The 22,498-nt window shown below is 37.8% G+C and carries 21 protein-coding genes; 19 read left to right on the forward strand and 2 right to left on the reverse strand.

What is annotated here, in order from left to right; all coding sequences use genetic code 11:
* The first annotated feature begins 36 nt into the window (after window positions 1–36).
* The 11 genes from ACYQ1N_RS03235 (at window position 37) to ACYQ1N_RS03285 (ending at window position 11,641) form a co-directional block, all read left to right on the forward strand.
* Window positions 37–681: an MBL fold metallo-hydrolase gene (locus ACYQ1N_RS03235; protein WP_459832681.1), complete on the forward strand. Its 645-nt coding sequence runs from the start codon at window positions 37–39 to the stop codon at window positions 679–681.
* A gap of 97 nt (window positions 682–778) precedes the next feature.
* Window positions 779–1,498 carry an MgtC/SapB family protein gene (locus ACYQ1N_RS03240; protein WP_459832683.1) on the forward strand — a complete coding sequence of 240 codons (720 nt, stop codon included), beginning with the start codon at window positions 779–781 and terminating at the stop codon, window positions 1,496–1,498.
* A complete protein-coding gene (gene hemZ, locus ACYQ1N_RS03245; RefSeq protein WP_459832685.1) occupies window positions 1,485–2,954 on the forward strand; it encodes a coproporphyrinogen dehydrogenase HemZ in 1,470 nt (489 codons plus the stop codon). The genes ACYQ1N_RS03240 and hemZ overlap by 14 nt, the downstream gene beginning before the upstream one ends.
* 74 nt (window positions 2,955–3,028) lie before the next feature.
* Window positions 3,029–4,825 (forward strand): aspartate--tRNA ligase, encoded by a 1,797-nt coding sequence (aspS, locus tag ACYQ1N_RS03250; protein ID WP_459832688.1) that lies wholly within the window; start codon window positions 3,029–3,031, stop codon window positions 4,823–4,825.
* Entirely contained in the window at window positions 4,825–5,823 is a 999-nt protein-coding gene (locus tag ACYQ1N_RS03255) for a lipid II:glycine glycyltransferase FemX (protein ID WP_459832690.1), read from the forward strand. The genes aspS and ACYQ1N_RS03255 overlap by 1 nt, the downstream gene beginning before the upstream one ends.
* 16 nt (window positions 5,824–5,839) lie before the next feature.
* A complete protein-coding gene (gene glyA, locus ACYQ1N_RS03260; protein ID WP_459832693.1) occupies window positions 5,840–7,090 on the forward strand; it encodes a serine hydroxymethyltransferase in 1,251 nt (416 codons plus the stop codon).
* A 228-nt stretch (window positions 7,091–7,318) separates the two neighbouring features.
* Window positions 7,319–8,005: an IspD/TarI family cytidylyltransferase gene (locus ACYQ1N_RS03265; RefSeq protein ID WP_459832695.1), complete on the forward strand. Its 687-nt coding sequence runs from the start codon at window positions 7,319–7,321 to the stop codon at window positions 8,003–8,005.
* 35 nt (window positions 8,006–8,040) lie between these two features.
* Window positions 8,041–8,844 (forward strand): LicD family protein, encoded by an 804-nt coding sequence (locus ACYQ1N_RS03270; RefSeq protein ID WP_459832698.1) that lies wholly within the window; start codon window positions 8,041–8,043, stop codon window positions 8,842–8,844.
* 2 nt (window positions 8,845–8,846) lie between these two features.
* Window positions 8,847–9,878, forward strand: coding sequence for a galactitol-1-phosphate 5-dehydrogenase (locus ACYQ1N_RS03275; protein WP_459832700.1), 1,032 nt, complete (start codon window positions 8,847–8,849; stop codon window positions 9,876–9,878).
* An 18-nt stretch (window positions 9,879–9,896) separates the two neighbouring features.
* Window positions 9,897–10,571, forward strand: coding sequence for a ribulose-phosphate 3-epimerase (locus ACYQ1N_RS03280; RefSeq protein ID WP_459832703.1), 675 nt, complete (start codon window positions 9,897–9,899; stop codon window positions 10,569–10,571).
* Window positions 10,572–10,603: 32 nt separating this feature from the next.
* Entirely contained in the window at window positions 10,604–11,641 is a 1,038-nt protein-coding gene (locus tag ACYQ1N_RS03285) for a glycosyltransferase family 2 protein (protein WP_459832706.1), read from the forward strand.
* Between the two features lie 140 nt (window positions 11,642–11,781).
* Here ACYQ1N_RS03285 and ACYQ1N_RS03290 read toward each other — a convergent pair whose 3' ends face one another.
* Window positions 11,782–13,005 carry an argininosuccinate synthase gene (locus ACYQ1N_RS03290; RefSeq protein ID WP_459832708.1) on the reverse strand — a complete coding sequence of 408 codons (1,224 nt, stop codon included), beginning with the start codon at window positions 13,003–13,005 and terminating at the stop codon, window positions 11,782–11,784.
* Window positions 13,006–13,262: 257 nt separating this feature from the next.
* Between ACYQ1N_RS03290 and argC the strand changes: the two genes are divergently transcribed.
* The 7 genes from argC to ACYQ1N_RS03325 all read left to right on the forward strand — a co-directional run bounded on the left by argC (window position 13,263) and on the right by ACYQ1N_RS03325 (window position 20,967).
* On the forward strand, window positions 13,263–14,306 hold the full coding sequence (gene argC / locus ACYQ1N_RS03295) for an N-acetyl-gamma-glutamyl-phosphate reductase (protein ID WP_459832710.1): 1,044 nt from the start codon (window positions 13,263–13,265) through the stop codon (window positions 14,304–14,306).
* Between the two features lie 103 nt (window positions 14,307–14,409).
* Entirely contained in the window at window positions 14,410–15,648 is a 1,239-nt protein-coding gene (gene argJ, locus ACYQ1N_RS03300) for a bifunctional glutamate N-acetyltransferase/amino-acid acetyltransferase ArgJ (protein WP_459832713.1), read from the forward strand.
* Window positions 15,649–15,686: 38 nt separating this feature from the next.
* The gene (gene argB / locus ACYQ1N_RS03305) at window positions 15,687–16,583 is read left to right on the forward strand and encodes an acetylglutamate kinase (protein ID WP_459832715.1); all 897 of its coding nucleotides are present in this window, start codon (window positions 15,687–15,689) and stop codon (window positions 16,581–16,583) included.
* Window positions 16,584–16,609: 26 nt separating this feature from the next.
* Window positions 16,610–17,803 (forward strand): aspartate aminotransferase family protein, encoded by a 1,194-nt coding sequence (locus tag ACYQ1N_RS03310; protein ID WP_459832718.1) that lies wholly within the window; start codon window positions 16,610–16,612, stop codon window positions 17,801–17,803.
* On the forward strand, window positions 17,804–18,934 hold the full coding sequence (locus ACYQ1N_RS03315) for a bifunctional chorismate mutase/prephenate dehydratase (RefSeq protein WP_459832720.1): 1,131 nt from the start codon (window positions 17,804–17,806) through the stop codon (window positions 18,932–18,934).
* A gap of 115 nt (window positions 18,935–19,049) precedes the next feature.
* Entirely contained in the window at window positions 19,050–19,751 is a 702-nt protein-coding gene (locus ACYQ1N_RS03320; RefSeq protein WP_459832724.1) for an IMP cyclohydrolase, read from the forward strand.
* Between the two features lie 34 nt (window positions 19,752–19,785).
* Window positions 19,786–20,967: a phosphoribosylaminoimidazolecarboxamide formyltransferase gene (locus ACYQ1N_RS03325; protein WP_459832727.1), complete on the forward strand. Its 1,182-nt coding sequence runs from the start codon at window positions 19,786–19,788 to the stop codon at window positions 20,965–20,967.
* 153 nt (window positions 20,968–21,120) lie between these two features.
* Here ACYQ1N_RS03325 and ACYQ1N_RS03330 read toward each other — a convergent pair whose 3' ends face one another.
* Window positions 21,121–22,197, reverse strand: a complete 1,077-nt coding sequence (locus ACYQ1N_RS03330; protein WP_459832730.1) for a pyridoxal-phosphate-dependent aminotransferase family protein — start codon at window positions 22,195–22,197, stop codon at window positions 21,121–21,123.
* Between the two features lie 146 nt (window positions 22,198–22,343).
* On the opposite strand from ACYQ1N_RS03330, the gene ACYQ1N_RS03335 reads away from it, so the two are divergent.
* The coding region (locus ACYQ1N_RS03335) for a threonine/serine exporter family protein (protein ID WP_459832747.1) at window positions 22,344–22,498 on the forward strand (155 nt) is incomplete at its 3' end.

Raw genomic sequence — 22,498 nt, forward strand, 5'->3', positions numbered from 1 at the left:
CTCGGACATTGTACGATTATTTTGAAATGAGGTTATATGGCAAATATACAAGTTTCATCCTGTATAACAGGTATGATTGACAACAACACATATTGTGTCATTAATAAGGATACTAATGAATGTATAATAACGGATCCTTCATTTAATCCCGACGTCATCGTTAATATGATTAATGAAAGCGGCGCGGCACCGGCAGCCGTTTTACTGACTCACGGTCATTTTGATCATATAATGAGTGTGGATTTTTTAAGAGAAATGTATCATATTCCGGCAGTTTCATATGCTGACGAAAAGGAATTAATCACTAATGTTTCATTGAATCATTCCGATAAGTTCGGAAGGCATAAAGTTACCGTAGAGCCGGATATTTATGTTAACGACGGAGATATTTTAAATTATGCCGGAATGAATATTAAGGTAATTCATACGCCGGGGCATACAAGCGGAAGCTGTTGTTTCTTTATAGACAATAATCCAAATCCGATTCTGTTAAGCGGTGATACTCTTTTTCGCGGAACTCACGGAAGAACGGATTTTGAGACGAGTTCATATGAAGATATGAAACATTCCCTTAAGAGATTATTTGAACTTCCGCCTAACACCCTTGTACTGCCGGGACACGGTTCACCTACAACCATTGAATATGAAAAAGGACACAATATTATTATTTCCGAATTGTAAACCCGTAATATATTTATAATCGGTATTATAAGTCCTTGCGGACTCTGGAGAGGGTCGTAAAAAAATACTACACATAATAATCTGGAGAAATTGTAATATGGAAGCATGGAACGCATTTGTTTCATACATGGAAAGTTTAAATTATGTATCTACCGTAGTGCGAGTGGTCTTTGCAGCTTTATGCGGCGGGATTCTCGGACTTGAAAGAAGAAAGGCGCAAAAGCCTGCCGGCATGAGAACCTACATGCTTATATGTGTCGGATCGGCCATTATAAGCATAACGTCACAATATATGTTTGATAAGATCGGCGGTAACGATGTCGGACGAATGAGTGCGCAAATCGTAAGCGGTCTCGGTTTCCTTGCTTCATCTGTTATTGTCGTATCAAAGAGATCAAGTGTTAACGGTATTACTACGGCTGCGGAAATGTGGACAGCCGGCGCAATCGGTCTTTCCATCGGTATCGGAAATTATTGGGTAGGTATTGTGGGAACCGCCGGAATATTTATCGTTATGACCGTATCAAGAAGAATAGAAACAAAGTATCTTCTTAAGACATCATCAATTCCTTTCAGGGTTGTTGCGGATTCTGACGATGTTGTTTTTGCCGTGGCCAAGAGCCTGCTGAATTACAATGTTGAAGTTAATAATATAGAAGTAACACAAAAACAGGGGTATGAAAGCGTTTCGGACATGGAACTTAATAAATCAACATATTGTACCGCGGAGATCACAATCACTTCCAAGAACATGAAACCGGACGACATCGTTAAAATAGCCAAGAGCGTTAAGGGAGTAAGAGATGCATGGTTCTGATATAAATCTTATAAACGTATATTTAAAAGATAAGAATTTTTTTGACGATGCAGGATTGTTATTAAGAGCTTTTTTTACCGGTTCCAAGGTTATTTACAGCGGAGAATCGGAAAATGATTCATATTTATCTTCAGTTTCGGAAGATAAAAAAGTGTTTTATCTTTCAGATGATTGTTTGCATTGTCGTCTTGACGCATTCTTGCCTGAATATAAAGAAACTCTCGGCAAGTCTAAAGGTGAGATTCACGATATTTTTAAAAAATCTTTATATGAAAGCCTCATGGAATATACGGGAAAAAAGCTTCCATGGGGCTTTCTTACGGGAGTAAGACCTTCTAAAAGAGCAATGGCGCTTCTAAACGATAAATGTGATAACAAAAAAGAAGTTACGGATATTTTAAAGGAAAGATATTTAATTTCGGATAAAAAGTCTGAACTTGCCTATGAGGTTGCAAAAAAGGAAAAGCTTATAATTGATAAATTATCCGACAAAAACAGCATCAGTCTGTATATACACATACCGTTTTGTCCGTCCGTATGTGCATATTGTTCATTTGCAACAGTATTAAATGACAGTGTTTTAGCGGACAGATATGTGGATGCGCTTTGTGTTGAACTTGAAGCATTTAAAGACAGGCTGTCAGATAAGAACATCAATTCCATATATATGGGTGGAGGCACTCCGACAGCTCTCAATGCATCTCAGTTGGAAAAAATACTCTTATGTGTTGAGAATAATTACAATCTTTCTGATCTTTTGGAATATACGGTTGAAGCCGGAAGAGCTGACAGTATAACCAAAGAAAAGCTGGAAGTTTTGAAAAGACATAACATTACAAGAATATCTGTTAATCCACAGACATTTAATCAAAAAACACTGGACATAATAGGAAGAAATCATACGACGGATGATGTTTATGCGGCGTATTGTCTCGCAAGAGAACTGGGATTTGACAATATAAATATGGATGTTATCCTCGGACTTCCAGGGGAAACAAGGGACGATATTTTAAAAACGGCAGAGTGTCTTAAGGAGCTTGCACCGGACAGTATAACAATGCATTCTTTGAGCTTTAAAAGGGCCGCTGCATTTACGACAAGCAAATCTTTATATAATAATTACGAATATATTTCTACGGACGAATATCAGGATATACTCGGCAGCGCCGCGGAAGAATTGAATATGATGCCGTATTACATGTACAGACAGCAGAATATGACCGGCAATCTTGAAAATGTCGGGTACTCAAAGGAAGGCTTTGAGTGTCTGTATAATATTTTCATAATGGAAGAGGTTCAGTCAATAATCGCTTTCGGAGCCGGTTCGTCAACTAAGTGTATATTTGACAACGGACGGATAGAAAGAGCCGAAAACGTAAAAAACGTAGAGCAGTACATAAACAGAGTTGATGAAATGATTGACAGAAAGAATAAACTTCTTGATCAATATAACTAAATATAAAATATAATATTAAAATTTATAACTATCATGTATACTTTAATACAGTTCTTATTTGTATGGAGGAAAATATGCAGGAGTCAATGCAGGGCATTAAACGCTCATATAAATGTGCCGAATTAAGTATAAATAATGTCGGTGAAAAAGTTACGGTTATGGGATGGGTTCAAAAAAGAAGAAACCTGGGCTCATTATTATTTATTGATTTAAGAGACGTAAGCGGCATTGTTCAAATAGTTTTTGACGAGACCAAGTCTGATGGCGCAGTATTTGAAAAGGCCAACGGTATTCGTTCAGAATATGTTATTGCCGTTACGGGAAACGTTGTAAAGAGAAGCGGTGCCGTAAATAAAGATTTGAAAACCGGTGAGATAGAGATAGAGGCTGAGTCCCTGAGAATTTTATCGGTTTCCGAAACGCCTCCTTTTCCGATAGAGCCGGGTATTGATACAAAAGAGGAAATAAGATTAAAGAACAGAACACTGGATCTCAGAAGAAGTGACATAAGAGACAATATCATTATGAGAAGCAGGGTTACAACACTTATCAGACAGTTCTTAAGCAAAGAAGGCTTTCTTGATATCGAAACACCGATGCTTACAAAAAGTACGCCTGAAGGTGCAAGAGATTACCTTGTTCCGAGCCGTGTGCACCCGGGAGAGTTCTATGCCCTTCCGCAGTCGCCTCAATTGTTTAAGCAGATGCTGATGTGCGCGGGATTCGACAGATATATGCAGATTGCAAGATGTTTCAGAGACGAAGACCTGAGAGCCGACAGACAGCCTGAATTTACTCAGGTGGACCTTGAAATGTCCTTTGTTGAAGCAGATGACGTAATGGATGTTACGGAAAGACTTATCGCCGAGATTTTTAATAATATCTTAGGCGTTAAAGTTGAACTTCCCCTTCAAAGAATGACATGGAGAGAGGCGATGGACAGATTCGGATCCGATAAGCCGGATATCCGTTTCGGCATGGAATTAAAGAACGTATCCGACATTGTTAAGGACATGGATTTTATTGTATTTAACGGTCCGGCCAATACGGAAGGACAGTCCGTAAGAGCCATAAACGCCACAGGTTTCGGAGACATGTCAAGAAAGCAGATAGATGCTCTTGTTGATTTCGCAAAAGGATACGAAGCTAAGGGATTGGCATATATTCAGATACAGCCGTCGGGAGATATTAAATGCTCATTTGCAAAATTCATTTCAGAAGATAAGTTAAATGAATTAATAAACGCTTTGGACGGTAAACCGGGAGATTTGTTATTATTTGCCGCAGACAGGGATAAGATTGTATTTAACGTTCTGGGAGCTTTGAGACTTGAACTTGCGGAAAGAGCGGGACTCAGAAAGCAGGATGATTACAGATTCCTTTGGGTTACGGAATTCCCTCAGTTTGAATGGTCAGATGAGGAAGAGAGATTTATCGCAATGCATCATCCGTTTACAATGCCGTTTGATGAGGATGTGGACAATCTCTTAAACGACAAGGCAAATGTAAGGGCTAAGGCGTATGACATAGTCCTTAACGGTATTGAGCTGGGCGGAGGAAGCGTAAGAATACATCAAAGCGACGTTCAGGAAAAGATGTTTAATGCTCTAGGCATTTCCACGGAAGAAGCAAATGAAAAGTTCGGATTTCTCCTTGATGCGTTCAAGTACGGCGTGCCTCCTCACGCAGGACTTGCCATAGGTCTTGACAGGCTGATTATGCTTATGAGCGGAAGCGAAAGTATCAGAGACGTAATAGCATTCCCTAAGGTTAAGGATGCATCATGCCTTCTTACGGATGCTCCTAATGTGGTTGATGAGAAACAACTTAAGGATCTTCATATAAATATTATTACAAGTGAGGAAAAGTAATGCCCATATTAGATAAATCAAACGCAGCCGATGTTGCCCGCTACGAGAATTTCATCAGAACTTCACCATACGGCAGGGCCACTCAGGACATGAACTGGAGCCGTGTTAAAAATAATTGGCAAAGTGATTATGTATATCTTGAAGAAAACAATAACATTATTGCGGCTTTGTCAATATTGTCTGTCGAAGCCGTCGACGGCGCTTCATTTTCATATGCAAGCAGGGGACCTGTTTCGGATTTTTCAGACATCGCCTTAACAAAAAGGCTTATCGAAGAAGCAAAACCTGTTATTGAAGCAAGAAATTCGTTTTTATTAAGAATTGATCCCGCGTATAAATATGATGAAAATATTGTGAACCTTTACAGAGACGCGGGTTATGAATTCAGAAGCAGAGAAACACCCATAAAGTCATTTTCCCAGCCCCGTTATGACATGATTTTGGACATTAAGGATAAAACAAGCGAAGAAGTTCTTAAGGAATTCAGACAGAATACGAGATATTCCGTAAGACAATCCATAAAAAAGGGCGTTTCCACAAGATACGGAAGATCCCCTGAAGATCTCGATATATTCTATGATATGACAATTATCATGGCGGAAAGACAGGGAATTACATACAGACCTAAAAACTATTTTGAAAGACTTATTGATGCATTTCCCGACATTAGAATATATGTGACTGAATTTGAAGGAAAACCGTTGTCAACAGCAATAGCATTTCCATATAATAAAGAAATGTGGTATATATATGGTGCAAGCAACGGTGAATGCAGAAACATGTCACCTGCTTACAATACCATGTGGACAATGATATGTGATTCAATTGAAATGGGACTTCATTCTTATAATTTCGGCGGAATATTCGAGCTTGATGAGAATGACGGTCTGTATGTGTTTAAAGACGGATTTTGTAAAAAGGACGGACCTACGGAATGGATAGGAGAACTTGATGTAGTTTATGATGAACATAAATACAAAAAGTTTATTGAGAGATAATTAAAAAGGAGTAAACATGTATTCATTTGATTATGTTAAAGAATTCGACCCTGTAATCGCTAAAGCCATGGAAGATGAGCTTGAAAGACAAAGACATAATATCGAACTTATTGCATCAGAGAACCTTGTAAGCAGAGGAGTAATGGAGGCAATGGGAAGCCACCTTACCAATAAGTATGCCGAAGGTTATCCGGGTAAGCGTTATTACGGCGGATGCGAATTTGTTGATGTTGTTGAACAGCAGGCAATAGAAAGAGCGAAGGAGCTTTTCGGTTGTACATATGCAAATGTTCAGCCTCACTCAGGTGCTCAGGCAAATTTTGCGGTTTTTTATGCATTGATGAAACCGGGTGATACATATATGGGAATGAGCCTTGACTGCGGCGGACATTTATCACACGGTTCAGGCGCTAACATTTCCGGTACGTATTTCAATGTCGTTCCTTACGGCGTTAATGAGGAAGGATTCATTGATTATGATGAGGTTCTCCGTATTGCCAAGGAATGCAGACCTAAGTTAATTATTGCCGGAGCTTCCGCATACGGAAGAACTATTGATTTCCCTAAGTTTAGAGCCATTGCGGACGAAGTAGGAGCATATCTTATGGTCGATATGGCTCATATTGCAGGTCTTGTGGCAGGCGGTGAGCATCCGAGCCCTATTCCGTTTGCGGATGTGGTAACAACAACCACTCACAAGACTCTCAGAGGACCGAGAGGCGGTATGATTCTTTCATCTGAAGAATTTGCAGCCGAGCATAAGCTTAATAAGTCCATATTCCCGGGAACACAGGGCGGTCCTCTCATGCATGTTATTGCCGCAAAAGCAGTATGTCTTAAGGAAGCTCTTCATGATGACTTCAAGCTTTATGCTAAGAATGTAAAGAGAAATGCAAAGGCGCTTTGCGAGGGATTACAGAGCAGAGGCTTTGACATAGTTTCAGGCGGAACGGATAACCATCTTATGCTTGTTAACCTTCTTAATACAGGTAAGACCGGAAAAGACGTAGAGGCGATTCTTGACAGTGTAAATATAACATGTAATAAGAATACCATTCCTAACGATCCTGCATCTCCTTTCGTTACAAGCGGTATCAGACTCGGTTCCGCAGCCGTAACAACAAGAGGTTTCAATACACACGACATGGATATGACGGCGGAAGCCATTAAGCTTGCCGTATTCGATAATGAAATCGAAAAAGCAAAGGCATTGGCAAAGGAACTTACATCTGCATATCCTTTATATGAAACAGGAAAATATATCTGATTAATTAAACAGATCAATAAATACACATAGTTTAATATGTACCCCTTTTGCCGGGCTGCCGGTAAAAGGGGTTTTTTATTAAATTTACATTGTTATTCAAAATTCATATACGGATTTTACAAAACTCTTATTTGTTTATTTTTTGACAAATGATTTAAATATTATGTAATATCGATATATTTATGTTAAAATATTGTAAAATATTACAATATAATTAAGGGGTTATTTATGAATATCGCAATAATTTTGGCAGGGGGAATAGGATCCAGAATGAAAATGGGAACTCTGCCGAAACAATTTTTAATGATAAATGACAGACCCGTTATCAGTCATTGCCTTGTTACGTTTAACAATAATAAAAATATTGACGGAATATTAATCGTATGTGCGAATGAATACAGAGCTTTTCTCTCTGAGTGGATAGAAAAATTAAACATAAACAAATTCATACATTTTGCGGATCCGGGAGAAAACAGGCAATATTCAATTATAAACGCATTGAATTCTTTGGAAAAAATCAATCCGGAAAATATAATCATACATGACGCGGCAAGACCGTTTGTATCAGATGTTCTTATTGATTCATGCATAAACGGTTTGCGTGACAATAAGGCCGTAATGCCGGTCCTGCCGGCAGAAGATACGTTTTATTACAGTGAAAACGGTTTACATGTGGATTCTTTGTTAAAGAGAAGCACGCTTTTTAGGGGACAGGCGCCGGAAGGTTTTAATTACATTTCATACCTCAATGCCAACAGAAGTTTGTCACATGAAGAATTGCTTGAGATAAACGGATCCAGCGAAGCGGCCGTTAAGTGTGGAATTGAAGTGGCTCTTATTGAAGGAGATAAAAGAAATTTTAAAATAACTACCGCGGAAGATTTGGACTTGTTTAAATCTTTGTGCGATAACTGATGTTTTGTTTTGTAGGAATAAAGGTTTTGTTTAAAATGAGCAGGTTTGTAAAATTAAGTGAGAAAGAATATAAGGATAGATTGTTCAATATGCTTGTTAAATTCGACGAATTTTGTAATAAGCATAGTTTAGAGTATTCCCTTTGCGGCGGAACATTGCTTGGGGCAATCAGGCATAAAGGGTTCATTCCGTGGGATGACGACATAGATGTTGTTATGCCGAGACCTGATTACGAAAGGTTTAAAGTTTTGGTAAATAAATATCCGCTCGGCGATAATCTTGTATTTGATACTACTTTTGAAGGATATGTACAAAAGATAGTTGATAAAAGCACATATTTAAAAACAAGATATTCATCTGTTGATAAGCATTTGTGGATGGATGTTTTTCCGATTGACAGTCTTCCGGATAATAAAGCAGATGCAGAACGTCGTCTTGTTACCGGTATGATAATTAAAAAGATTACCGCAAGGGCCGATACGCAATTAGGTGAAGGAAAGACAAAATTAAGAGCAGTTGCAAAAATTCCCGTAATTCTTCCTTTACAGATTATCGGCACAAAAAGATTTGCCAAATTTTTAGGCGATTTTTCAAAAAAATATAAATATAAGAATTCATACTATGTCGGAGCGGTTTCTTCAAGCTGCGGTAAGGGTGAACTGCTCGTGCGTCATGAATTTGATAAAAAGATAAATGTAGAATTTAACGGAAAAAAATTTAAAGCAATGTCCTGTTATGATACATACTTAAAAAATATGTATGGTGATTACATGAAATTGCCTGAAAATTATGAAAGATTGGGACACCAGTTAAAGAAATGTTATAAGAGGATCGGTTAATTATGAAAGCATGTGTACTTGAAGATATCGGCAAATTAAAATATAAAGATGTTGAAATGCCCGTAATGAAAAAGGGCGAGGTGTTGGTAAATGTCAAAGCCTGCGGGATATGTTCAAGTGACATCCCAAGAGTATTTACTACCGGAACATATCATTTTCCCACAATACCGGGCCATGAATTTTCCGGACTGATTACAGATGCGGCGGAAGATGTAGATAAGTCCTATATCGGAAAGAGAGCGGTTATTTTCCCTCTTATTCCATGTGGTGAATGTCCGTCATGTAAAGAAAAGGAATTTGCAAGATGTGATAATTACAATTATTTCGGTTCAAGATGTGACGGAGGTATGGCAGAATTTATTTCGGTACCTCTATGGAATATAGTGACTTTTTCCGATGACATCCCTTACAATACGGCAGCTCTTATTGAACCTATGGCAGTAGCAAGACACGCTACAAGAAGAGCAGGCATCAGTAAGGAAAAAAGAGTTCTTGTTATGGGTAATGGAACAATAGGTCTGCTCGCTGCGCTTATTGCACAAAGGGAAGCAAAGCAGGTTATTGTTGCCGGACGATCAAAGAGCAAATTGGAATTTACAAAATCTGTGGGAATTGAAAATGTAATTGATTCATCTTCGGATATGCATGAGGAAATCGACAGAATAACCGAAGGAAACGGCGTCGATATCGTTATTGAATGTGTAGGCAGCAATCAGTCATTTGAAAGTGCGATTCTTGCGGTTAAAAAAGGCGGTACGGTTGTACTTACAGGTAATCCATACGGTGACATGAACTTACCTAAGGCATCATACTGGAAGATTTTGAGAAATGAATTAACGGTTAAGGGAACATGGAATTCAAGTTATAACGATACATGCAATGACTGGAAGGATTCCGTAAAAATGATAGAAAACGGAGAAATTAATATAGATAAATTAATTACTCATACATTTAAAATGGAAGATTATGAGAAAGCTTTTGACGTTCTTAGAGATAAGAATGTCTTAACATGTAAAGTTATATTAAATCCCTGATTATATATTGGAAAAGATATGAATAAAAACGGCAAAATAAGTGCTTCAATGATGTGTTCGTCATTTGATAAATTATCGGATACGATTCGTATGTTTGAAGAAGAAAATATTGATTATCTGCATATTGATGTGATGGACGGCAATTTTGTCACCAATATAGGTTACGGTACATCATATGTAGAATTTATAAGGAGTGTTACGGACATTCCTCTTGATATACATTTAATGATAACGAACCCGAAAGACAAACTTCCGTGGTTTGGGCTTCAGCCTTCTGACATTGTTTCGCTTCATGTTGAGTCCGACAAAGACATAAAAACGGCGGTCGAAAGAGTAAAAAGTTACGATTGTAAATGCACGGTTGCGATAAATCCGGTTACTTCGGTCGATGTTCTCGAAGAAATCTATCAAACAGTCGACGGCGTTAATATTCTTCATGTTACCCCCGGATTTGCCGGTCAGAAAGCGGTTGAAGGCACCATGGAGAAAACCGGGACTGTTATCAACAGAATAAATGAATTGAAACTTACGGATTATATAATTGAAACAGACGGAAATATTACATTTGAAAGAGCAAAAATCTTAAGAGAGATGGGTGCGAATATGTTTGTAGCCGGTTCTTCAAGTATCTTTAAGGGAGATATTTCGGAATACAGAGAAAACATCCGCAAATTAAGAGAATCAATTATGTAAGCCCGGCATTAAATGAGGTATAGGTATAATTAATGAAAGTAAGTATTATTGTTACGGCATACAACAAAGAGAAATTTATCAAAAAGTGCCTGGAAAGCGTAATATCCCAGGATTGTGACAATTGGGAATTAATAATAACTGAAGATAAATCCACGGACAGAACAAAAGAAATTATTGAAGAATATATTAAGGATAGTTTATACAGGGATAAAATTAAATTCATTTCAAATACCGAAAATAAAGGGGTAAGTGAATCAAGAAATATTGCCTTGCAATATGTAAATGGAGATTTTGTAACATTTGTTGACGGAGATGATTGTCTTGAACCCTTTGCGATAAGTACATTGATTAATTGTTATAATAAAACCCATGCAGATCTTGTAATCGGTGAGTTTACAAATATTGATGAAAAAAGCGGGAAAAGAGATGTAGGAGCGATATTTGACAAAAGTCTTACAATAACGCATAACGCAATGCAAAAAATGACCGAAAAGACTTTTTTTAATAAAAGTCTTCATGGACAAAGACCTGTAAGCATATATGCAAAAATATTTAAGACGGACATAATCAAAAATAATAATATTGCTTTTACCCCCAAAGTAAAGGATTTTGAAGATATGTATTTTAACCTTGAATACTATCAATATATAAATTCTGTTTCATATGTTAATAAGTCTGTATATGATCGATTATGGAATTCTGAATCCATGGTTAATCAGTTCAGGCCGAATATATATAAAGAAATGAATCTGTCACTTAAAGAGTATGCAAAATTAAGAGATAAATACGATTACAATCCGGAATATGAAAAATACCTTGCTTTTCATATGATTACCATATTATTAAGAAACGGCATTGAAAATAACAAAGATCCAAAAATGTCATTAAAAGAAAAGGTCAATAAATTCTACCGATTTATTGACAGGGAGCCTCTGAAAGATATGTGGAATTACTTTACGGCATCTGACGGAGACACTTTCGGAACGAAATCAAAAGTATGGGCTGTAAAGCACCGTAAGTTATATGAATATTATAAACTGAAGAATATTGCCAAAAGGCAGAAAATTTAAAGAATATAATATTTCAGATGAGAATTAACTCAGCAATTATCATAACGTTTTTGAATTATTAAATAAAAAGAGAGTTATCGGCGATAGAATCCGTAACGGATATATCGAATAACTCTCTTTTTATTTGCAATTATTTAAAATTACTGCTCATCGTTTTTCTTTTTTGTCAAAGCACGAACAGTCATTGAAAGACCGAATAAGTTAATAAATCCGTTGGCGTCTCTGTGATCGTATAAGTCACCTGTAGTAAATGAAGCAATGGATTCATTATATAATGAATATGGTGAAGTAGTGCCGGCTTTAATTATATTGCCTTTATAAAGCTTAAATTTAACTTCTCCCGTAACATATTGCTGAGTTGATTCAACAAATGCTTCAAGAGCTTCACGAAGAGGAGTAAACCATTTTCCCTCATAAACAACCTGAGCATATTTGTTTGCAAGATTTATCTTCTCTTCCGTTGTATCTCTGTCAAGAATGAGCTCTTCAAGCTGCTGATGAGCTTCATAGAGAATTGTTCCGCCCGGTGTCTCATATACGCCGCGGGACTTCATGCCCACAACTCTGTTTTCAACGATATCAACAATACCGATACCGTGCTTTCCGCCTATTTTGTTAAGTCTTCTGATAATATCGGAAAGTTTCATTTCCTTGCCGTTGAGTGCAACCGGTTTACCTTTTTCAAATTTGATGGTTACATATTCAGGCTCTGTAGGAGCGTCTTCCGGTGTATTTGAAAGAACAAGGAGATGCTTGTAATCAGGTTCGTTGCCCGGATCTTCAAGTTCAAGACCTTCATGTGAAATATGCCATATATTTCTGTCTCTGCTGTATGAATTATCAGATGAAGAAAAAGGAAGATCTATACCGTGATCCCTGCAATACTGAATCTCATCTTCACGGGATTCAAGAGTCCATTTTTCGTCACGCCAAGGAGCAATAATCTTAATTTCCGGAGCAAGAGCTTTTATTGTTAATTCAAAACGAACCTGGTCGTTACCTTTTCCTGTTGCACCGTGACAGATGGCGGTTGCTCCCTCAGCTTTTGCGATCTCCACAAGTCTTTTGGCAATAAGAGGTCTTGCCATACTTGTTCCCAAGAGATATTTGTTTTCATAAACAGCATGAGCTTTAAGACAAGGGAGAATGTACTCATCACAGAACTCATCGGTTAAATCTTCTATATAAAGCTTGGAAGCGCCTGATGCAAGAGCTCTTTCTTCAAGTCCGTCAAGTTCCTCATCCTGTCCGACATCCGCACATACGCAGATAACTTCCGCGTCGTTGTAATGTTCTTTAAGCCATGGAATAATTGTTGTTGTGTCTAATCCGCCGGAATAGGCAAGAACTATTTTTTCTTTCATATTTTAAATGTCCTTTCTGAATATACTTCCATATATAATAATACAGGGATAACATAATTTCAATGTTTATGAATAAAAATGCATAAAATACAAGAAAAATGCATTTACTTGCATAATTATAAATTGCCTGCATAAAAGTCTCTTTATTATAATTGCCTTTACATTGTTAAATAAGTTGTTATAATTTAAAAAACAGACTTTAAATTAAAGTGATTAAATATTCATAAAATCTGCGCTCAAAGGAGGAGAAACATACAATGATAAAAGTCGGAATAATCGGCGCAACGGGATATGCCGGTAATGAACTCGTAAGAATTCTTGTCAATCACCCTGAAGCGGAGATAAAATGGCTCGGTTCCAAGTCATATGACGGTGAAAAATATTCGGATATATACAGAAATACATTTGAAATCATAGATAATATATGTACGTCAAAAACTCTTGAGGAAATCTCGGAAGATACAGATGTTATTTTTACGGCGACACCTCAAGGATATTTAGCCGGTCTGCTTACGGATAAGGTTTTGGAAAATACTAAAATAATTGACTTAAGTGCGGATTTCAGATTAAAAGATGTGGATATATATGAAGAATGGTACAAAATCAATCATAAAAGACCTGACTTAATTGATGAGGCGGTTTACGGATTGTGTGAGATAAACAGAAATAAAATCACACCTGAGACACGTATAATCGCTAACCCCGGTTGTTATACAACAACATCTATTCTTACTTTATATCCGATGGTTAAAGAGGGAATTATTGACCCGGATTCCATAATTATAGATGCAAAAAGCGGAACAACCGGTGCCGGCAGAAAAGCCGTAACCTCCAATTTATTCTGCGAAGTAAATGAAAGTATAAAAGCATACGGAGTAGGCACTCACAGACATACTCCGGAAATAGAAGAACAGCTCGGATATGCATGCGGCAAAGACATTAAACTTATATTTACGCCTCATCTTGTTCCCATGAACAGAGGAATAATTGCCACATGTTATGCCGATCTTATTAAAGATATATCAGAAGACGAAATAAGAAATATTTATAATAAGTATTATAAAAACGAAAAGTTTATCCGTATTCTTGATGAGGGAGTTGTTCCGGAAACAAGATTTATAAAAGGTTCAAATTATGTGGATATTAACTTCTTTAAGGAGGTAAGAACCAACAGGCTCATTATGATAGGTACCCTTGATAATATCGTTAAGGGAGCCGCGGGACAGGCCGTTCAGAATATGAATATATTATTCGGATTAAAAGAAGATACAGGACTTAACTTTGTTCCTTCTATTGTATAATGAATATTTTTCAACAGAATATTTATTATAAAAAGTTATTTTCCGATACGTCTTATTACAAGCAGGAAGTTATCATACAGAAATATTATACAGAGGTGATTAAATGAATAATACTGACGAAACAGGAGCATCTAAGGGAATACTTGCTCCCAAGGGATTTGAAGCCGCATATACAAGCGCCGGCATAAAAAAGAACAACGCACTTGACATGGCGCTTATTTATTCGGAAACGCCATGCGTTGCCGCAGGTACATTTACAAGAAACAGGGTATTTGCCGCTCCGGTTCAGTGGGACAGAGGCTTAATCGAAACGGCGCCTTGCTTTAATGCAATTGTAATTAACGCCGGGGTTGCAAATGCATGTACAGGAGAAAAGGGATTAAAAGACTGTGAAGATACGGCAAATGCCGTTGCCGAGAATCTTTCCTGCAATCCTGAGAATGTATTGATATGCTCAACAGGTGTTATCGGCGCTAATCTTCCGATGGATAAAATTAAGTCCGGGATTGTGAAAATGGCAAAGACGTTGTCTTCGAATCCCGAAAACGGACACGGAGCGGCAAAAGCCATAATGACTACCGATACAAGACCTAAGGAAGTGTCCGTGACGGTGGATATTGACGGCACACCCGTTACCATAGGCGGTATGTGTAAAGGCGCCGGAATGATTCATCCGAATATGGCTACAATGCTGTGCTTTGTAACAACAGATGTGCTTATTAAGAAAAAGCTTCTTACCGCAGCATTTAAAGAGGTTATAGATGATTCATTTAACATGATTTCGGTTGACGGTGATACGTCAACCAACGACACTGCGCTTGTACTTGCAAACGGAAAGGCAGAAAATAAAATTATTGACAGTAAAAATGCTTCATACGAAACATTTAAGAGAGCACTTTCATATGTTTGTACGGAGCTTGCAAAGATGATTGCAGGCGACGGAGAAGGATGCACTGCTCTTATAGAGGCCACCGTTTCCAACGCAAAAACAAAGGAAGACGCAAGAACTCTTGCAAAGTCAATCGTTACATCATCTCTTACAAAAGCTGCCGTATTCGGCCATGATGCAAACTGGGGAAGAATATTGGCTGCTATGGGATATTCGGGAGTTGATTTTGAACCGGAAAAGGTTGACATCTTTGTAAGCAGTAACAACGGTAAATTACAGCTTGTTGAAAACGGAATTGCAACGGATTATTCGGAAGATGAGGCAACAAATATTCTTTCCGGTAATCCGGTAATTATTACCGCCGACATAAAAAAAGGCGAACACAGTGCAACCGCATGGGGATGTGACCTGACTTTGGAATATGTAAAAATAAATGCTGACTACAGAAGTTAATATTAAAAGATATGATTAAATACAGAGGTAATAATACAATGTACAATGATGTAGAAAAAAACAGGGCGGAGGTTCTTATTGAAGCTCTCCCTTATATACGATATTTTCATGAAAAAATTATCGTAGTTAAATACGGCGGCAGCGTAATGGACAGCGAAGCGCTGTCAGACAAACTTATTGAAGATATCGCGCTTCTTAAGTCCGTAGGATTTCGCCCTATCATTGTACACGGCGGCGGTAAGGAAATAAGTAAATGGGTCAAATTAAGCGGTAACGAAGTTAAGTTTATTAACGGATTCAGATATACGGATAAGGATACAATCGATATCGCTCAAATGGTCCTCAACAAAATTAATAAAGATCTCGTAAGAAGACTGAGCAAGCTTGGAGTAAAGGCAATAGGTATAAGCGGTCAGGACGGCAAAATGCTGCATGTTAAGAAGAAAGAGACTGCAGACGGCAAAGACTTGGGATTTGTAGGGCAGATAGATCACGTTAATTCAGAGATAATCCATAATATTCTCGACAGAGATTACGTTCCGATAATTTGCCCTATAGGATTCGATGATAATTTTCTTCCTTATAACATAAATGCCGATGATGCCGCCTATTCTGTTGCAACGGCTCTTAAAGCGGCTAAACTTGCATTTTTAACGGATGTTGAGGGACTTTACGGTGACTTTAACGACAAGAGTACATTGATTTCAGAAATAAGAGTAGATGATGCAAGAGAACTTTTATTATCCGGTGATATCAAGGGTGGAATGATTCCTAAGTTATCCAACTGTATCAGTGCCATTGAGAAGGGGGTTTCCAGAGTACATATACTTGACGGAAGAATTCCGCATTCTCTGCTTCTCGAAATATTTACAAATAAGGGCGTCGGTACGGCAATTATAGGTAATAATGAAGAAAAGTTCATGAAAGATAATTAACAGTATTTTATATAAAGGGGCAGAATATGAACACAAAAGAGATAATGGAGTGTGCCGACGAGCATTTAATTCATGTATATAACAGATATAAGATTGTATTGGATCACGGCGACGGAGTTTATTTATATGACAAAGACGGCAGAGAATATCTTGACTTTGGTGCGGGAATAGCCGTTTTTGCATTCGGATACAACAACAAAGAATTCAATGATGCAATTAAAGCTCAGGTTGATAAGCTCATCCATACTTCCAATTTGTTCTACAATGAACCGGCAGCGGAAGCCGCAAAGGCTCTTGCGGAAGTTGCGGGAATGGACAAAGTATTCTTTACAAATTCCGGAACAGAAGCCATTGAGGGTGCGGTAAAGGTAGCCAAAAAGTACGGATATTTAAAAACGGGACATGATGATAATGAAATAATCGCATTTTCTCATTCATTCCACGGTCGTTCCATGGGTGCTTTATCGGTTACGGGCAATAAGTCATATCAGATTCCTTTCGGTCCCCTTATTCCCGACATTAAGTTTGCAAATTACAACGACTTAGACAGCGTTAAGGAACTTGTAACAGACAAAACATGTGCAATAATTCTTGAAACCGTTCAGGGTGAAGGAGGTATTTATCCGGCTGATAAAGAATTTTTAACGGGATTAAGAAAATTATGCGATGAAAATGATATGCTTCTCATACTTGATGAAATCCAGTGCGGTCTCGGAAGAACAGGAACAATGTATGCATATGAACAGTACGGAGTAATTCCTGATGTGGTATCAACCGCAAAAGCTTTAGGTCAGGGACTGCCTGTAGGTGCTTTTCTTACGAGAGGAAAGGCAAATGATGTCCTTGTTCCGGGAGACCACGGTTCAACATACGGGGGAAATCCTCTTGCGGGAGCCGCAGTTATTAAAACACTTGAAATGTTTAAAACACACGATATTTTAAATCATGTAAATGAAACTGCGCCATATCTTGAAAAGAAGCTTGAAGAACTTGTTGAAAAGCATGACATTGTAACAGGCAGAAGAGGAAAGGGATTTATGCAGGGAATAACCGTAACGGTTCCTCCTTCAAAAATCATAAACAAGGCTATTGAAAACGGATTAATCGTATTTTCCGCAGGACATGATGTCATTCGTTTCGTGCCTCCTCTTGTAATTACGAAAGAAGATATTGATGAAATGTATATCCGATTAGACAAGGCTTTATCAGAGGTAGAATAAATGTCCGACTTATCTGAAATAAGAAATGAAATAGATGCAACAGACAGAGAAATAATTAAATTACTTGAAAAAAGAATAGGTTTATCAAAAAAAGTTGCATTTGATAAAATGAAAACAGGTAAAAAAATATTTGATAAAGGGAGGGAACTGGAAAAGCTTTCATCCGTTAAAAATATTGTAAATGATCCTGCCAATGCATCCGATATTGAAAAGCTGTATGAGCAGATAATGTCAGGCAGCAGAAAGATACAGTACCGAATACTGGAAGAAGAAGGACAGTCAATGCTTTTTCCGTACGATACCATGGAAGAAGTTCCAAAAAGAAACGTTAAGGTGGCATATCAGGGTATTCCCGGGGCATATGCTCACATTGCATTAAGAAATTTCTTCGGAAGCGATACATTTGAATTCAATGTTCCGACATGGAAGGAAGCATTCAGCGCTGCTGCCAACGGAAGTGTGGACTACGCAATACTGCCGATAGACAACTCCACTGCCGGAAGTGTAGTGGAGGTATATGATTTATTTAACGAATTTCAAGTATATATAGTAGCTGAAGAATATGTAAAAATAGAGCATTCTCTTTTGGCGTTGCCGGGAACCGAATTAAAAGACATAAAAACCGTAATATCCCATCCTCAGGCATTGATGCAATGTAAAAAATATCTTGAAAAGCATCAGGATTGGAGAAGAAAAACATGTTCCAATACGGCTATTTCGGCTAAGATGGTAATAGAGGACGGAGATAAGACTCAGGCCGCCATAGCAAGTGTTGAAGCCGGAAAAATATACGGACTTGAGCCTGTCGAAACGGGCATTAACCATGAAGCTAAGAATACGACCCGATTTGTTGTACTGTCAAATAAGAGATGTTTCTTAAAAAATGCCGATAAAGTCAGTATCGAGTTTGAAACTCCTAATGAAAAGGGTGCTTTATACAATATGTTGAGTCCTATTGTATATAACGATTTAAATATGATTAAAATAGAATCAAGACCTTTGAAGGGCAGTGAATGGAATTCAAGATTTTATCTTGATTTTGAAGGAAGTCTCTCAGATTCAAGGGTAAGGAATGCCCTAAGAGGTATATACGAAGAGTGCACAAGCATGAGATTGCTCGGAAACTATTGATAATTTCTTAATTTTATACAATTTTTAATTCATTTTTACGATTGCATATTTAAGAAAAGGTATATACAATTAGAATGTTTTGATTAATATCCAAATATATTTTAAGAGGTAAGTTATGAAATCAATTAATGAAGAGTTGGGAAGTACAACATATCCGGGGAGAGGAATAATTATCGGAAAGACGAAGAGCGGTAAGGCTGCAATTATTTACTTCATTATGGGAAGAAGTGAAAACAGCCGAAACAGAGTATTTGTGGAAGACGGTGAAGGCATTAAGACAAAAGCATATGACGAATCCAAACTCACAGATCCGAGTCTTATAATTTACTCGCCTGTTCGCGTTCTCGGCAAGCAGACTATTGTAACTAACGGAGATCAGACAGATACAATCTATGAAGGAATAAAAAACGGAAAAACATTTGAAGAATCACTTTTGATCCGTGAATTTGAACCGGATGCTCCTAACTTTACTCCGAGAATTTCAGGTATTGTTTTCGATGAAGACGGCAATTTCTCTTATAAGCTTTCTATTCTTAAAAGAGATCCTGAATCGGGCGTATGCCAGAGATTTACATATGATTACAGAGAGCCTGTGGCGGGAGTCGGACATTTTATCCACACATATATGAAAGACGGAGATCCTATTCCGAGTTTTACGGGCGAGCCTGAAGCATTGTCTGTTCCGGACAACATTGACGAATTGACAAACGAGTGTTGGAACAGCCTTAATGCTGACAATAAGGTATCATTGTTTGTAAGATTAATTGATTTGGATACATTAGAGACGGAAACAAGAATAATCAACAAAAATAATTAATAAATACAACTTAAACATACCAAAGGAGAATTATATGAACGAAATAGCTCTTAAATACGGCTGTAACCCAAATCAAAAGCCTTCAAGAATTTTTATGGAAGACGGAAGCGATCTTCCTGTAACCGTCCTTAACGGAAAACCGGGTTATATTAATTTTCTTGATGCACTTAACGGATGGCAGTTGGTAAAAGAATTGAAAGAAGCATGTGGTATTCCCGCAGCTACATCATTTAAACACGTTTCACCTGCCGGAGCGGCCATCGGACTTCCTCTTAATGACACCCTCAGAACAATCTACAGAATCGATCCCGAAATCGGACCTTTAAGCGCTCTTGCCAATGCATACGCAAGAGCGAGAGGAGCTGACAGAATGTCATCTTTCGGTGATTTTATTGCACTTTCAGATGTATGTGACGTTGCAACGGCAAAGCTTATACAGCATGAAGTTTCCGACGGTGTTATTGCTCCCGGTTACGAAGACGAAGCTCTTGAAATTCTTAAATCCAAGAAAAAGGGCAACTACAACATAATTCAGATTGATGAATCATATGTGCCCGCTCCTATTGAGAGAAAACAGGTATACGGCGTAACATTTGAGCAGGGAAGAAATGAACTTAAAATTGACGACGAACTTCTCTCAAATATCGTCACAAAGAATAAGGATCTTCCGGACAGCGCAAAGAAGGACATGATTGTGGCTCTTATCGTTTTAAAATATACTCAGTCCAATTCTGTTTGTTATGTTAAAAACGGTCAGGCTATCGGTATCGGCGCAGGACAGCAGTCAAGAATCCACTGTACGAGACTTGCCGGTACAAAGGCCGACAACTGGTATCTCCGTCAGATGCCTAAGGTTATGAATCTTCCGTTTAAAGAAGGAGTACCGAGAGCCGAAATCGACAATGCCATTGATTTATATATCGGTGAATTTGACGAAGATATACTGGCTGACGGCGCATGGCAGAGAGTATTTACGGAAAAACCGGAAAAGCTCACCGATGAAGAAAGAAAAGAATGGCTTGCAAGCAACACTGACGTTACAGTAGGCTCTGACGCATTCTTCCCATTCAGCGACAACATAGACAGAGCTTATAAGAGCGGCGTTAAATATATCGTTCAGCCGGGCGGCTCAGTCAGAGATGACGTGGTTATTGAAGCATGTGATAAATACGGTATGGTTATGAGTTTTACCGGAATAAGATTATTCCATCATTAATTGATATGTATTTTATGCTGTTTATTAAGTATATGACAATAAACAGATGAATTTATTTTTATTTGATTATTACAAAAAGCACGGTTTACCTTGTTACTGTCCGTTGTAATATATTGACAACGGTACGGTATACAATGAAAACCGTGCTTTTATTTACCTCTTTATTATATTACCGAGTGCGCCGATTACCTCTTTAACCTTCTCCATATGTGCATTTTCTCCCATATGTCCTATTCGGATAACCTTTCCGGCAAGTATATCAAAACAGCCTGATATTAAAATGTTATAATCATTTTTTAATTTATCCAAAATATAAGTATCTGTATATCCTTCGGGAACATTAATTACGGTTACGGTATCGGAAAATCCGCTTTCAAGATACAATGACAATCCCATATTTTCTACGGCATTTCTTGTGTATTTTGCAACTTCGATGTGCCTTTTGTAGACATCAGCGTCTTCAAGGAAATTGTCCAAAGCAGTTCTTAAACCCATTATATCGCTGACAGGCATTGTATAAGGGAACCATTTATCTTTGTAATAATTTTTCATTGCAAGAATATTCGCATAGAATGACGCTATAGGAATGCGCCTGTTTTCCATGGTTTTAAATGCTTCTTTGCTTACCCATATAATAGTCAGTCCCGGAGGTGCGGATAACGCTTTTTGCGAGCCGCCGCACAATATGTCTATATGACCTTTGCTTAAATCAAGAGGATTTCCGAATGCTGCGGCAACAGAATCCACAACACTTAAAATATTGTATTTATGTAAAATGTTACTTATTGATATTACATCGTTAAGAACGCCGCTCGGAGTATCACAATGAACAACGGTGGCATATTTAAAATTGCTGTCTTTTGAGAGGAAATCCTCTAATAAACTGACATCAATTTCTTTATGGTAATCAAATGTAAGCAAAACGGGTTCTCCGCCGTATATTTTTACAAAGTCGGCAAAACCTTTTCCGAATATTCCGTTGTCAATGACAAGAACCCTGTCACCGGGTTCCGTAAGAGACGCGCATGCAGCCTCAAGTCCGAGAATACCCTCTCCTCCCAAAATAAACGCTTCATTATCCGTATTGAGTGCTTTTTCGAACAATTCGCACGTTTCTTTATAGTAATCAAAAAAGTCCGAATCAATATCGGGGTTTGTAAAAGGCATGCTTCTGGCCTTTAATACATTTTCCCTTACTTCAGTCGGACCCGCAGTCATTAGTTTATACATATTTCACACCTCTGCCAAATTATTGTAAACATTCCAAATGTTATCTACAATCATACAATAAAATCTGTTATAGTTGCCATATCAGATATAAATTTGTTGCTTATTAAGCATAATATGTTTTTATTATTTTCATAAAGGAGACTGAAATGGGGGATTCAAAATTTCTCACGCTTGCTGTCGATATCGGAGAACAGCTTTTAAAAAACGGAGCTGAAATATATCGTGTTGAGGACTCAATTTGTCGTGTATTAAAAGCATATGATGTAAAAAAATATAACGTTTATGTATTGGCAAACGGAAT

Source organism: Howardella ureilytica (genome assembly GCF_054657495.1).